The 12,261-nt window shown below is 65.9% G+C and carries 15 protein-coding genes; 11 read left to right on the top strand and 4 right to left on the bottom strand.

The genetic code is table 11. The features are described from left to right. Positions 1–111 precede the first annotated feature (111 nt). Positions 112–777: a DUF4136 domain-containing protein gene (locus tag ACK6C6_RS02685; protein WP_409265757.1), complete on the top strand. Its 666-nt coding sequence runs from the start codon at positions 112–114 to the stop codon at positions 775–777. 196 nt (positions 778–973) lie between these two features. Beyond that, positions 974–1,627, top strand: coding sequence for a PEP-CTERM sorting domain-containing protein (locus tag ACK6C6_RS02680; protein ID WP_409265755.1), 654 nt, complete (start codon positions 974–976; stop codon positions 1,625–1,627). Here the strand turns inward: ACK6C6_RS02680 and ACK6C6_RS02675 are convergent. The 4 genes from ACK6C6_RS02675 to ACK6C6_RS02660 are packed head-to-tail and all read right to left on the bottom strand — an operon-like array spanning position 1,620 to position 4,063. Further along, positions 1,620–1,742, bottom strand: a complete 123-nt coding sequence (locus ACK6C6_RS02675; RefSeq protein WP_267872344.1) for a hypothetical protein — start codon at positions 1,740–1,742, stop codon at positions 1,620–1,622. The two genes, ACK6C6_RS02680 and ACK6C6_RS02675, sit on opposite strands and share 8 nt — an antisense overlap. Continuing rightward, positions 1,739–2,716: a quinone oxidoreductase family protein gene (locus ACK6C6_RS02670; protein WP_409265754.1), complete on the bottom strand. Its 978-nt coding sequence runs from the start codon at positions 2,714–2,716 to the stop codon at positions 1,739–1,741. Before ACK6C6_RS02670 ends, ACK6C6_RS02675 begins: the two co-directional genes overlap by 4 nt. A gap of 22 nt (positions 2,717–2,738) precedes the next feature. Next, positions 2,739–3,119, bottom strand: coding sequence for a methylglyoxal synthase (locus ACK6C6_RS02665; RefSeq protein ID WP_409267295.1), 381 nt, complete (start codon positions 3,117–3,119; stop codon positions 2,739–2,741). A gap of 23 nt (positions 3,120–3,142) precedes the next feature. Continuing rightward, on the bottom strand, positions 3,143–4,063 hold the full coding sequence (locus ACK6C6_RS02660) for a DMT family transporter (protein WP_292040193.1): 921 nt from the start codon (positions 4,061–4,063) through the stop codon (positions 3,143–3,145). Positions 4,064–4,276: 213 nt separating this feature from the next. Between ACK6C6_RS02660 and ACK6C6_RS02655 the strand changes: the two genes are divergently transcribed. From ACK6C6_RS02655 to rng, 9 genes are all read left to right on the top strand, one after another. Beyond that, positions 4,277–5,053, top strand: coding sequence for a DUF2182 domain-containing protein (locus tag ACK6C6_RS02655; RefSeq protein WP_409265753.1), 777 nt, complete (start codon positions 4,277–4,279; stop codon positions 5,051–5,053). A 112-nt stretch (positions 5,054–5,165) separates the two neighbouring features. Next, positions 5,166–5,891 carry a YebC/PmpR family DNA-binding transcriptional regulator gene (locus ACK6C6_RS02650; protein ID WP_036215836.1) on the top strand — a complete coding sequence of 242 codons (726 nt, stop codon included), beginning with the start codon at positions 5,166–5,168 and terminating at the stop codon, positions 5,889–5,891. Positions 5,892–5,970: 79 nt separating this feature from the next. Beyond that, on the top strand, positions 5,971–7,236 hold the full coding sequence (gene purD, locus ACK6C6_RS02645; protein WP_409265752.1) for a phosphoribosylamine--glycine ligase: 1,266 nt from the start codon (positions 5,971–5,973) through the stop codon (positions 7,234–7,236). A gap of 58 nt (positions 7,237–7,294) precedes the next feature. Continuing rightward, the gene (gene hemF / locus ACK6C6_RS02640; protein ID WP_409265751.1) at positions 7,295–8,218 is read left to right on the top strand and encodes an oxygen-dependent coproporphyrinogen oxidase; all 924 of its coding nucleotides are present in this window, start codon (positions 7,295–7,297) and stop codon (positions 8,216–8,218) included. Beyond that, positions 8,215–8,874, top strand: a complete 660-nt coding sequence (locus tag ACK6C6_RS02635) for a nicotinate-nucleotide adenylyltransferase (RefSeq protein WP_036215828.1) — start codon at positions 8,215–8,217, stop codon at positions 8,872–8,874. Before hemF ends, ACK6C6_RS02635 begins: the two co-directional genes overlap by 4 nt. Next, a complete protein-coding gene (rsfS, locus tag ACK6C6_RS02630) occupies positions 8,874–9,557 on the top strand; it encodes a ribosome silencing factor (RefSeq protein ID WP_409265749.1) in 684 nt (227 codons plus the stop codon). The genes ACK6C6_RS02635 and rsfS overlap by 1 nt, the downstream gene beginning before the upstream one ends. Before the next feature lie 7 nt (positions 9,558–9,564). Next, the gene (gene rlmH / locus ACK6C6_RS02625) at positions 9,565–10,035 is read left to right on the top strand and encodes a 23S rRNA (pseudouridine(1915)-N(3))-methyltransferase RlmH (RefSeq protein WP_036215824.1); all 471 of its coding nucleotides are present in this window, start codon (positions 9,565–9,567) and stop codon (positions 10,033–10,035) included. Between the two features lie 13 nt (positions 10,036–10,048). Next, positions 10,049–10,666, top strand: a complete 618-nt coding sequence (locus ACK6C6_RS02620) for a Maf family protein (RefSeq protein ID WP_409265748.1) — start codon at positions 10,049–10,051, stop codon at positions 10,664–10,666. A gap of 95 nt (positions 10,667–10,761) precedes the next feature. Further along, positions 10,762–12,234: a ribonuclease G gene (gene rng, locus ACK6C6_RS02615; RefSeq protein WP_209587558.1), complete on the top strand. Its 1,473-nt coding sequence runs from the start codon at positions 10,762–10,764 to the stop codon at positions 12,232–12,234. The last annotated feature ends 27 nt before the right edge of the window (positions 12,235–12,261 follow it).

Genomic DNA, 12,261 nt, shown 5'->3' with positions numbered 1-12,261 from the left:
GTATGTATCGGAATGTGCATGCAGTAACCGCGTGTAAATTAATTCACCTAGTTGCTGAACAGAAGATAATCTAGAGGATAGGAAAAGTCCGTATTCACGAGGGAGAAAGCAATGAAACGCCTGATGATCGCCGCCGGAGCGGCGCTCACGATGCTGCTGACCGGGTGCGCCACCACGATCCGCAGCGATGTCACCACCTTTCACCAGTGGCCGGCACAGATCGAGGACAAGAGCTATGTGTTCGAGGCGCCGCCGGTAGCCGACGACACGCTGGAATACCGCGCCTACCAGGACCTGGTGCGCGGCCAGCTGGCGCGCCTGGGCTTCCGCGATGCCGCAGGCGGCAAGCCGGCGCTGACGGTATCGATGCGCTTCACCACCACCGACGTGCCGGTGCGCGTGGTCGAGCCGATCACGCCCTTCGCCCACCCGTTCGCCTCACCGTTCTACCGCCCCTACTACCATCCGGCGCGGCGTTTAGGCTACCGCGGCCTGCACCGTCCGTACTGGGGCGGGTTCTACAGCAGCCCGTTCTACGATCCGTTCTGGAGCCCGGCCTACCAGGTCTCGATCGAGCACCGCTACCGCCGCGAACTGCAGGTCGGGATCAAGTCGGCCAGCGACGGCAAGCGCCTGTTCGACGTCACCGTGCACAACATGAGCCGCGAGCTGTCGACGCCGGCGCTGATGCCGGCCCTGGTGCAGAGCGCCTTCGAAGGCTTCCCGGGGCCGTCGGGCGTGGCGCGCAGGGTGGAACTGAAGCAGCAAAACGGCTGACATGCCAGCTACAGACAAGGACGGGGCCGCAAGGCCCCGTCCTTTTTCCGGTCGGGCACACGGCGCCGGATGTCGGTTTTCTTTACACTTTTGGGAATGAATATTTCTTAGCCACACTAAGCCATTGATGCCATTGATATTTTCCTGCTGGCATATTTATTGCTTTTATTCATTATTCCAAAGCTAAGGAAGACCGATGAAACTTTCCCCCATCCGCAGTGCCGTGTCCGCTGTGCTGTTCTGCTTCGGCCTGCATGCCCATGCTGCCGTCATCGTCACGGATTCGACGTATGGCGTCGCCGATGGAAACATTCTTCTCCGCAACTTTGACGTTACCCGGCACGGCGACATCCAGGACCTGAACGTCCTGATCGAGTTTTCCAAATGCGACGATCCACGCATCGGCGCGGCCGGCAGCGCCTGCATCGGCACGGGTAACTCGTTCAACAGCGAAATGATCTTCCGCCTGATTGGCCCGAAAGGTACCGTGGTCAACCTGGTCAACGCCGGCACCTACACCGGCTCGCGGCCGGGCAGCGGCCGCATCAGCGTCAACTTCGACGACGAAGCCGCCACGGCGGTCGGCGGCGTGGCGACCGCCGGCAGCTTCCGCCCGGTCAAGCAGCTGTCCGCCTTCGATGGCACCGACATGTTCGGCACCTGGACCCTGCAGATCCAGGACCTGGCCGTCGGCGATCCGCTCGAATATTTCTCGTCGCGCCTGGAGTTCAACGCGAATGCTGCCGAGACCGATCCGGCACCGGTGCCCGAACCGGCGTCGCTCGGGCTCCTGGGCCTCGGCCTGTTGGGCTTGAGCGCCGCGCGCCGCCGCAAGCAGCCGGTCAGCTGAAGTAGGCTTCCGAGCCGAAGGTGAGCGCCACGACCAGCACCAGCGCGAACGCCAGCACGATCAAGAGGCGCCCGAACTTCGGCGCGCCGCTTTCTTCCTTGTCCGACTCCCTCATGGCAGCAGCACCGTCGAGCCGGTCGTGCGGCGCCCTTCCAGCGCCCGGTGCGCCTCGGCTGCATCCGCCAGCTTGAAGCGCTGCTTGACCTCGATTCTGATCTTCCCGCTTTCCACCATCTCGAACAATTCGGCCGCCATCGCCTCGAGCGCAGGCCGGGTGGCGGCATAGGCAAACAGCGTGGGACGCGTGATGTAGAGCGAGCCGCGCGAGGCCAGTTCGGAAAGCGCGAAGGGCGGCACCGCGCCGGACGCATTGCCGAAGCTGACCATCAGGCCGCGCGGCTGCAGGCAGTCGAGCGAACGGATGAAGGTGTCCTTGCCGACCGAGTCGTAGACCACCGGCACCCTGGCGCCCTGGGTAATCTCCAGCACGCGCTGCACCACGTCCTCGGTGTTGTAGTTGATGACGTGGGCCGCCCCGTGGGCGCGCGCCAGTTCCGCCTTTTCCTCGGAGCCGACGGTGCCGATCAGGTGCACGCCGAGCGACTTCGCCCACTGGCAGGCGATCAGCCCGACGCCGCCCGCCGCCGCATGGAACAGGATGGTCTGGCCGGGCTGCAGCTGGTAGGTCTGGCGGAACAGGTATTGCACCGTCAGGCCCTGCAGCATCATGGCGGCGCCAGTCTCGAAGGAAATCGCATCCGGCAGGCGCACCAGCATGTTGGCCGGCATGACGCGCGCCTCGCTGTAGGCGCCCGCCGGGCCGCCGGCATAGGCGACACGGTCGCCCGGCCGAACGTGGGTGACGCCCTCGCCCACCGCTTCAACCACGCCGGCGCCTTCCTGGCCCAGGCCGGACGGCAGGGCCAGCTTGTACAGGCCGCTGCGGTAATAGGTATCGATGTAGTTCAGGCCGATGGCATGGTGGCGCACGCGCGCCTCGCCCGGGCCGGGATCGCCGACTTCGACGTCCACGTATTCGAGCACTTCGGGGCCACCCAGGGTGGCGATGCGGATGGCTTTGACCGGCATGGGATTCTCCAAGTGCGGTTCGCTAGGCGCGGGCGCGCATCAGTTGCGACAGCACCAGGCGCGCCGTCGAGACGTTGGTGGCGCAGGCGATGTCGTGCACGTCGCAGGCGCGTACCAGGGCGTTGATGTCGGGTTCGTGCGGCTGCGGCGTCATCGGGTCGCGCAGGAAGATCACGCAGTCGATCTCGCCCTGCACCAGCTGGGCGCCGATCTGCAGGTCGCCGCCGACCGGTCCCGAATGCTTGCGCTCGACCGTGAGTCCGAGCTCGTTGGCCAGGCGCCCGCCGGTGGTGCCGGTGGCCGAGAGCGTGCAGCCCTTGAGGAAGTCAAGGTACTCCCTGGCCAGGGTGATCATGTCGTCCTTCTTCCTGTCGTGCGCGATCAGTGCAATGCGTGGCTTCAACTGCGATGGCTTGGTCATTGTCGTCATTTTTTCAGCGAGAGAGAATAGATCCCCACCAGCACGAGACCGGTGCCGGCCAGCTGCACGCCGGTTACCGGCTCGCCGAGGATCAGCGCGCCGAGGAACAGCGTCGATACCGGACCGATCATCCCGGCCTGCGAGGCGGTCGCGGCGCCGATGCGCTGGACCGCGGCCATGGTCATGAACACGGGGAAGATCGTACAGAATACCCCATTCACCAGCGAGAGCCAGTAAACCTCCGCCGGCTGCACCAGCATGCTCGCCGGGCGCAGCAGGAAGAACTGGGCGATGCAGGCCGCACTCGACACGCACATCGCGTAGGCTACCAGGCGCAGCGAGCCGATACGCCTGACCATCTCGCCGGTGCCGAGCAGGTAGACGGCATACGAGATCGCCGAGCCCAGCACCAGCAGCGAACCAAGGATGGTGCTGCCCGAACCGCCGGCAAGGTCGTGCACGAACACCAGCACGATGCCGCAATAGGCCAGCCCCAGCGCCGCCCATTCCGCTCCCTTGACGCGCCGCTTGAAGATCATCACGTTCGCCAGCAGTACGAAGGTCGGGGTCAGGAACAGGATCAGGCGCTCGAGCCCCACCGAGATGTGCTGCAGGCCGAGGAAGTCGAGGTAGCTCGACAGGTAGTAGCCGAGCAGTCCCAGCACGACGATGCGCCAGCGATCCTGCTTCGACAGTGGCGGCTGGGTCCGCATCTTCCAGAGCGCAACGGCGGCGAACACCGGAAGCGAAAACAGCATTCTGAACGCGATCAAAGTGACTGCATCGATGTGGTAGCGATACAGCAGTTTGGCCACGATGGCCTTCGTGGAAAACAGGACGGCGCCTGCGACGGCGATCGACAGGCCGGCGACGAGGGCGGCGCGTGGTAAAGGAGCAGCAGGGTTGGCGGGGACGCTTTCGTTCATCCGACGATTGTACGGGGCTTCGGCCGGGTTCGCTGGAGGCGGGGTGGACGGCGCCCAAGAACGCGGCCGCTGCGGCGCTGTCGAACAGCGCACATCAACCATATCGAGGGGAGACCGCATGACGAACTCGTCAAACCATCGCCGGGACCGGCACCGACCGGACGCAAGCTTCGTGCACGCAGCCGCCTTGCCTGCCCAGCGCGGGAGCCACCAATGAGCCTGTCCGGCATCGACGAACGCCTCGGGCGCCCGGTTGCGCTCGGCCTGGCCTGGATGGTCCTGCTCGCCTGCGCCAGCCTCGCCCCGTTCGTCTTCCAGGGCGGGGCCTTGCCCCTGCCCCTTTCCCTGGCCGGCGCCCCTGCCCTGCCCCCGCCGGCGCCGCTGCGCGCCGCCGAACTGATGCTGCTGTTCGCGATGTGGACCGGCCTGTGCGTGGCCCTGATGCTGCCGGCCGCAGCGGGCGCGCTGTTCGTCTACCTGCGCGTCGCGCGCCGCCGCGCAGGCGTGCGCTGGCCGCGCCTGGCAACCGCCCTGTTCGCCACCGGCTGCCTGCTGGCCTGGACCGGTTTCGCGGCGCTGCTCACCCTGCTGCACTGGGCCCTGCACGACGCCGGCTGGCTCGACGCCAGCTTGGGAACGCCCCAGCCGGCTCTGGGCCTTGCGCTGGTCGCCGCCGGGGCCTGGCAGTGGACCCCCGCCAAGCACGCCTGCCTGCAGCACTGCCGGGTGCCACTGGCGGGCGTGCTGGTCGACTGGCGCGGCGGCGCGCTGGGCGCGTTGTGGCAGGGCGCGGAACACGGGCGCACCTGCCTCGGCTGCTGCTGGCTGCTGGTCCTGCTGCTGCTGGGCGGCGGTCCGGGCAATCCCGCCCTGGTCGCGGCGGCGGGATTGCTGGTGCTGGCCGAACTGCGGCTCGAGGAAGGCCCGCTGGCCGGCTGCGTGGCCGGGGCGGCGATGGTGGCCGGCGGCACCTGGTTGTTGTTTCCATGACAGTTTGCTCACCAGCCTGGGCGATTTTGCAGGGGGGGCCTATGCTAAAATGTCGGCCACTCTTGCATACAGGAACCCCGCAGGTTCCCTTACCGTCTAAGGAACTTTGGAAATGGCTGGACACAGCAAATGGGCCAACATCAAGCATAAGAAAGCCGCTACCGACGCCAAGCGCGGCAAGATCTGGACGCGCCTGATCAAGGAGATCACCGTGGCCGCGCGCATGGGCGGCAGCGACGTCAACTCGAATCCGCGCCTGCGCCTGGCGGTCGAGAAGGCGGCCGACGCCAACATGCCGAAGGATAACGTCACCCGCGCGATCCAGCGCGGCGCCGGCGAACTCGAAGGCGTCAACTACGAAGAGATCCGCTACGAAGGCTACGGCATCGGCGGCGCCGCGATCATCGTCGACTGCCTGACCGACAACCGCGTGCGTACCGTGGCCGAAGTGCGCCACGCCTTCAACAAGTACGGCGGCAACATGGGCACCGAGGGTTCGGTGGCCTTCATGTTCAAGCACGTCGGCCAGTTCCAGTTCGCGCCGGGCGTGGACGAGGACAAGCTGATGGAAGCCGCACTCGAAGCCGGCGCCGACGACGTGATGCAGGACGAGGAAGGCGGCTTCGAAGTGCTGTGCGACCCGTTCGCCTATGCCGGCGTGAAGGAAGCGCTGGAAAAGGCCGGCTTCAAGGCCGAGGTCTCGGAAGTCATCATGAAGCCGGACAACGAGACCGTGCTGACCGGCGAAGACGCCGTCAAGATGCAGAAAATCCTCGACGCGCTGGAAAACCTGGACGACGTCCAGGATGTCTACACCAACGCTGTCATCGACGAGTAAGCAGCAGCCGTCAAACTGTCGAAAACCGGCTGGCGCGCCAGCCGGATCCCCCGTAGCAACCAAGTAGGAACGCGCCCGTATGAAAATCCTCGTAGTCGGCTCTGGCGGCCGTGAACACGCCCTGTCCTGGAAACTGGCCCAATCGGAGCGTGTCCAGACCGTCTTCGTCGCCCCGGGCAACGGCGGCACTGCCCTCGACGCTCGCCTGGTGACCGTCGAGATCACCGATCCTGCGGCCCTGGCCGACTTCGTCGTGGCCGAAGGCATCGCCCTGACCCTGGTCGGTCCGGAAGCGCCGCTGGCCGCCGGCATCGTCAACCTGTTCCGCACCCGCGGCCTGAAGATCTTCGGACCGACGAAAGAAGCGGCGCAGCTGGAAAGCTCGAAGGACTTCGCCAAGGCCTTCATGCAGCGCCACGGCATCCCGACCGCGAAATACCAGAGCTTCTCGGATGCGGCCCAGGCGCACGCCTACGTCGACGCCAACGGCGCCCCGATCGTCATCAAGGCCGACGGCCTGGCGGCCGGCAAGGGCGTGGTGGTGGCGATGAGCCTGGACGAAGCGCACGCCGCGGTCGACCACATGCTGTCCGATAACGCCTTCGGCGACGCCGGCGCCCGCATCGTGATCGAGGAATTTCTGGCCGGCGAGGAAGCCAGCTTCATCGTCATGTGCGACGGCAAGAACGTGCTGCCGCTGGCAACCAGCCAGGACCACAAGCGCCTGAAGGACGCGGACGAAGGCCCGAACACCGGCGGCATGGGCGCCTATTCCCCTGCCCCGATCGTGACCCCGTCGATGCACGCGCGCGTGATGCGCGAGATCATCAACCCGACCATCCAGGGCATGGCCAAGGACGGCATCGTCTTCACCGGCTTCCTGTACGCCGGCCTGATGATCGACGCCGAAGGCAACCCGCGCACACTGGAATTCAACTGCCGCATGGGCGACCCGGAAACGCAGCCGATCATGGCGCGCCTGAAGAGCGATTTCGCCACCGTGCTGGACCACGCCTGCAACGGCAGCCTGGATGCGGTCGAGCTGGAATGGGACCGCCGCACCGCGGTGGGCGTCGTGATGGCCGCCGCGGGCTATCCGGACAGCCCGCGCAAGGGCGACGTCATCGACGGCATCCCGGCCGAAACCCCGGAATGCGTCACCTTCCATGCCGGCACCCAACTGGTGGCCGGCAGCCTGCAGACCAGCGGCGGACGCGTACTGTGCGTGGTCGGCCTGGGCGACAGCGTCAAGATGGCGCAGAAGCAGGCCTACGAGACGGTGGAGAAGATCCATTTCAACGGCGCGCAATACCGCCGCGACATCGGCTGGCGCGGCCTGAAATAAGACCAGCGCCGGGGGCAGGTGTACAATCTGCCCATTTTTCGCCGCCCACCCTGAACGCATGACCATCCTAGACCCGTCCGCCATCAAGACCTGGCTGCTCGAGCTCCAGTCCCGCATCGTCGGCGCCCTGGAAGACATCGACGGCAAACCCTTCCTGGTCGATACCTGGGAGCGCCCGGAAGGCGGCGGCGGCATCTCGCGCCTGATCGAAGAAGGCAATGTGTTCGAGCGCGGCGGCTGCAACTTCTCGCACGTCACCGGCGCCAGCCTGCCGCCCTCGGCCATGGCCGCGCGTCCGGAACTGGCGGGCCGGGCCTGGGAAGCGATGGGCGTGTCGCTGGTGCTGCACCCGCGCAACCCCTACGCCCCGACCGTGCACATGAACGTGCGCTTCTTCGAAGCCACGGCTGAAGGAAAAGACCCGGTCTGGTGGTTCGGCGGCGGCATGGACCTGACGCCCTACTACGGCAACCAGGACGATGCGCGCCACTTCCATCAGGTCTGCCACGACGCATTGGCGCCCTACGGCGCCGACCTGCACCCGCGCTTCAAGAAGTGGTGCGACGAGTACTTCTACCTGAAGCACCGCAAGGAGCCGCGCGGCGTGGGCGGCATCTTCTTCGACGACTTCAACGAAACCGGTTTCGACGATGCGTTCGCGATGGTGCGCAAGGTCGGCGACGGTTTCCTCGATGCCTACCTGCCGATCCTGCAGGCGCGCAAGGACACGCCCTACGGCGAGCGCGAACGCGACTTCCAGGCCTACCGCCGCGGACGCTATGTCGAGTTCAACCTGGTGTGGGACCGCGGCACCCTGTTCGGCCTGCAGTCGGGCGGCCGCACCGAGGCGATCCTGATGTCGATGCCGCCGATCGTGAAATGGCGCTACGACTGGCACCCGGAACCGGGCAGCCCGGAAGCGGCCTTGTATACCGACTTCCTCGTCCACCGCGACTGGCTGGCAGCGGGACCACATTCGTGAGTCAATGCATTGCCCTGCTGGGTGGCAGCTTCGACCCGGTACACCACGGCCACGTCGCGCTGGCCGCGCTGTTTGCCGAACTCCTTCAGCCGGACCAGCTGCGCATCCTGCCTGCGCGGCCGTGGCAGAAGAGCGCCCTGCAGGCCAGCGATTCCCAGCGCATCGAGATGCTCGAACTGGCTTTCGGAGGCCAAGCGTTCGCCGTCACGATCGACCTGCAGGAAATCGAACGCGGCAGCGCCACCTACACCGTCGAGACCCTGCGCGGGCTGCGCGCCGAACTCGGCGAGGACGCCTCGATCGTCTTCCTGATGGGCGCCGACCAGCTGCAGAAGCTCGACACCTGGCGCGACTGGAAGGAACTGTTCACGCTCGCGAACCTGGGCGTGGCGGCACGCCCGGGCTATGAACTGGACCAGGACAAGCTGCCCCCTGGCGTGGCGTCGGCACTCGCGGGACGGCTGGCGACACCCGCGGAAGTGCGCGCCACGCCGCATGGCAAGGTTTGCCTGGCTCACACTTTGGCGGTTGATATTTCCGCCACCCAAGTCCGAAACACCTTGCGGACCGGCGCGGACCGAGGCACCGACCTTGGCGCGCTCGTTCCGCCGCAAGTGCTAGACTATATTCAACAACATAACTTATATAAAAGCTAATGGATATCAAGAAACTGCAAACCCTCGTCGTTGACGCCCTCGAAGACGTCAAGGGCCAGGAGATCGTCCTATTCGACACGACGCACCTGACCAGCCTGTTCGACCGCATCGCGGTCGTCTCGGGCACCTCGAACCGCCAGACCAAGGCACTGGCCGCTTCGGTACGCGACAAGGTCAAGGCAGCAGGCGGCGACGTGGTCGGCATGGAAGGCGAAGACACCGGCGAATGGGTGCTGGTCGACCTGGGCGACATGATCGTCCACATCATGCAGCCGGCCATCCGCCAGTACTACCGCCTGGAAGAAATCTGGGGCGAGAAGCCGGTCAAGCTGGGCGCGGCCAAGCGCAAGTCGACGCCGGAAGCGGCCGAAGCAGCCGAATCCAAACCGAAGTCGAAGCACCTGGCCGCCAACAAGGACGAGCCGGAAGCCAAGCCGGTCAACGAGCGCAAGCCTGCCGCGCGCAAGGCCGCTGCCGCCAAGACCACCACCGCCGCCAAGAAGCCGGCCGCCAAGAAGGTCCCGACCGGCAAGACCGTGAAGGTCGCACCGAGCAAGAGCGAAGTCGCCGCCGTCGAAGCCACCAAGGCCAAGCCGCCGAAGCGTACCCCGAAGGCCGCAGCCCCTGCCGACGCAGAGCCGGTGAAAAAAGTGATCCGCCGCGTGAAGAAGGCCGCCGAGTAAGCCTTTTATGCAGCTGATCATTGCCGCGGTCGGGCACAAGATGCCGGCCTGGATCGAATCCGGGTTCGGCGAATACACGAAGCGCATGCCGCCCGAGCTGCGCATCGTGCTCAAGGAAATCAAGCCGGTCGAGCGCTCCGGCAGCAAGACCGCCGCCACCGCGATGGCGCTCGAGCGCGAGCGCATCGAGGCCGTCCTGCCGAAAGGCGTGCGCATCATCGCGCTGGACGAGCGCGGCAAGGACCTGACCAGCGTCGGCCTGTCCCGGATGCTGGAGAACTGGCAGCAGGACGGACGCGATACCGCCTTCCTGATCGGCGGCGCCGACGGGCTCGATCCCGAACTGAAGGCGCGCGCCGAAGGCATGATCCGCATCTCCAGCATGACGCTGCCGCACGGAATCGTGCGCGTCATGCTGGCGGAACAGTTGTACCGTGCCTGGTCCATCACCCAGAACCACCCGTACCATCGCGTCTGAATCCGCGCCATCCATGAAACCCACCGACAAGAAAATCTACCTCGCCTCGAAGAGCCCGCGCAGGCGCGAACTGCTGCGCCAGGTCGGCGTGGAATTCGAGCTGCTGATGCTGCGCAGCGACCCGGCGCGCGGCGTGGACGTCAGCGAAGACGTGCTACCCGGCGAAGACCCGCACGCCTATGTGGCGCGCGTGGCCAAGGAGAAAGGCGCGTTCGCCTGGAACATGCTGCAGATGCGCCGCCAGCCGCTGCGTCCCATCCTGACTGCCGACACCACCGTCACCATCGACGGCGAGATCCTCGGCAAGCCGGCCGACAACAAGGAAGCCGTGGCCATGCTCGAGCGCCTGTCCGGCCGCACCCACCAGGTGCTGACCTCGGTGGCGGTCCATGCCGAGCGCGTGGCGGAACAGGTCACCCAGGTGTCGAACGTACGCTTCGCTACGCTCAGTCCGGCCCAGATCCGGGCCTATTGCGCCACACCGGAACCCTACGACAAGGCGGGCGGCTACGGCATCCAGGGCCTGGCCGCGCTGTTCGTCGAGCATATCGAAGGCAGCCATTCGGGGATCATGGGCCTGCCGATCTTCGAGACGGCCCAGCTTCTCCGCAAAGCCGGCTACAACGTCTGACCGTCCGCTTATCCGTGGGCCGGCGGCGAACCGCCTGCCTACGAATTACGCCGCCCGTGTATGATGTCGCTCTGAACAATACTGCACGGCCGGCCATGAACGAAGATATCCTCATCAACATCACCCCGCAGGAAACGCGCGTGGCGCTGATCCTGCAGGGCGCTGTGCAGGAACTGCACATCGAGCGCACCCTCACGCGCGGGTTGGCGGGGAATGTCTATCTCGGCAAGGTCGTGCGCGTCCTGCCGGGCATGCAGTCGGCCTTCATTGACATCGGCCTGGAACGCGCGGCCTTCCTGCACGTCGCCGATATCTGGGAAGCGCGCAACCACGAAGGCCCCAACGGGGCCCTGGCCGCGCCCACGCCGATCGAGAAGCTGCTGTTCGACGGCCAGGTGCTGACCGTGCAGGTCATCAAGGACCCGATCGGCACCAAGGGCGCGCGCCTGTCGACCCAGATCTCGATCGCCGGCCGCATGCTGGTCTACCTGCCGCAGGACCATCACATCGGTATCTCGCAGAAGATCGAGAAGGAAGCCGACCGCGAACACCTGCGCACCCGCCTCGCGAACATGCTGCCGAAGGAAGAGAAAGGCGGCTACATCGTGCGCACCCAGGCCGAGGAAGCCTCGGACGCCGACCTGGCGGCCGACGTCGACTACCTGCGCAAGACCTGGGCCGCGGTTCAGCAGGGCGCGCGCACCCGGCCGCCCACTTCCCTGCTCTACCAGGACCTGAACCTGGCCCAGCGCGTGCTGCGCGACTTCGTGCACGACGAGACCGCGACCATCCAGGTGGACTCGCGCGAGAATTACAACATGCTGGTCGAGTTCGCGCAGGTCTACACGCCGAGCGTGCTGTCGCGCCTGACCCACTACACCGGCGAGCGTCCGCTGTTCGATCTCTACGGCGTGGAGGAAGAAATCCTGCGCGCGCTGGGCCGCCGCGTCGACCTGAAGAGCGGCGGCTACCTGATCGTCGACCAGACCGAGGCGATGACCACCATCGACGTCAACACCGGCGGCTACGTCGGCGGACGCAACTTCGCCGACACCATCTTCAAGACCAACCTGGAAGCGGCCCACGCCATTGCGCGCCAGCTGCGCCTGCGCAACCTGGGCGGCATCATCATCCTCGACTTCATCGACATGGAGAACAACGAGCACCGCAACGCCGTGCTCGCGGAACTCAAGAAGACCCTGGCGCGCGACCGCACCAAGGTCTCGGTGAGCGGCTTCTCGGCCCTCGGCCTGGTCGAGATGACCCGCAAGCGCACCCGCGAATCGCTGGCCCACATCCTGTGCGAGCCCTGCCCGGCCTGCGCTGGCCGCGGGCAAGTGAAAACCTCGCGCACGATCTGCTACGAGATCCTGCGCGAGCTGCTGCGCGAAGCCAAGCAGTTCAATCCGCGCGAGTTCCGCATCGTCGCCTCGCAGGAAGTGGTCGACCTGTTCCTGGAAGAGGAATCGCAGCACCTGGCCATGCTGGGGGACTTCATCGGCAAGCGCATTTCCTTGCAGGTAGAAAAGGGTTATCACCAGGAACAATACGACGTGATCCTGATGTAACAATCGGGCGGCTGCCAAACTCGAGGC

The sequence above is a fragment of the Massilia sp. BHUDP2 genome, assembly GCF_046236355.1.
Classification (GTDB): Bacteria; Pseudomonadota; Gammaproteobacteria; order Burkholderiales; family Burkholderiaceae_D; genus Telluria; species Telluria varians.
Note: the sequence above shows the minus strand (reverse complement) of the source record. Positions and strands in the feature narration are given on the sequence as shown.

What these genes read in the sequence shown, in the direction of transcription:
- ACK6C6_RS02685 (WP_409265757.1), top strand. Translation starts at nt 112, where the DNA reads ATGAAACGCCTGATGATCGCCGCCGGAGCGGCGCTCACGATGCTGCTG.
- ACK6C6_RS02680 (WP_409265755.1), top strand. Translation starts at nt 974, where the DNA reads ATGAAACTTTCCCCCATCCGCAGTGCCGTGTCCGCTGTGCTGTTCTGC.
- ACK6C6_RS02675 (WP_267872344.1), bottom strand. Translation starts at nt 1,742, where the DNA reads ATGAGGGAGTCGGACAAGGAAGAAAGCGGCGCGCCGAAGTTCGGGCGC.
- ACK6C6_RS02670 (WP_409265754.1), bottom strand. Translation starts at nt 2,716, where the DNA reads ATGCCGGTCAAAGCCATCCGCATCGCCACCCTGGGTGGCCCCGAAGTG.
- ACK6C6_RS02660 (WP_292040193.1), bottom strand. Translation starts at nt 4,063, where the DNA reads ATGAACGAAAGCGTCCCCGCCAACCCTGCTGCTCCTTTACCACGCGCC.
- ACK6C6_RS02655 (WP_409265753.1), top strand. Translation starts at nt 4,277, where the DNA reads ATGAGCCTGTCCGGCATCGACGAACGCCTCGGGCGCCCGGTTGCGCTC.
- ACK6C6_RS02650 (WP_036215836.1), top strand. Translation starts at nt 5,166, where the DNA reads ATGGCTGGACACAGCAAATGGGCCAACATCAAGCATAAGAAAGCCGCT.
- purD (WP_409265752.1), top strand. Translation starts at nt 5,971, where the DNA reads ATGAAAATCCTCGTAGTCGGCTCTGGCGGCCGTGAACACGCCCTGTCC.
- hemF (WP_409265751.1), top strand. Translation starts at nt 7,295, where the DNA reads ATGACCATCCTAGACCCGTCCGCCATCAAGACCTGGCTGCTCGAGCTC.
- rsfS (WP_409265749.1), top strand. Translation starts at nt 8,874, where the DNA reads ATGGATATCAAGAAACTGCAAACCCTCGTCGTTGACGCCCTCGAAGAC.
- rlmH (WP_036215824.1), top strand. Translation starts at nt 9,565, where the DNA reads ATGCAGCTGATCATTGCCGCGGTCGGGCACAAGATGCCGGCCTGGATC.
- ACK6C6_RS02620 (WP_409265748.1), top strand. Translation starts at nt 10,049, where the DNA reads ATGAAACCCACCGACAAGAAAATCTACCTCGCCTCGAAGAGCCCGCGC.
- rng (WP_209587558.1), top strand. Translation starts at nt 10,762, where the DNA reads ATGAACGAAGATATCCTCATCAACATCACCCCGCAGGAAACGCGCGTG.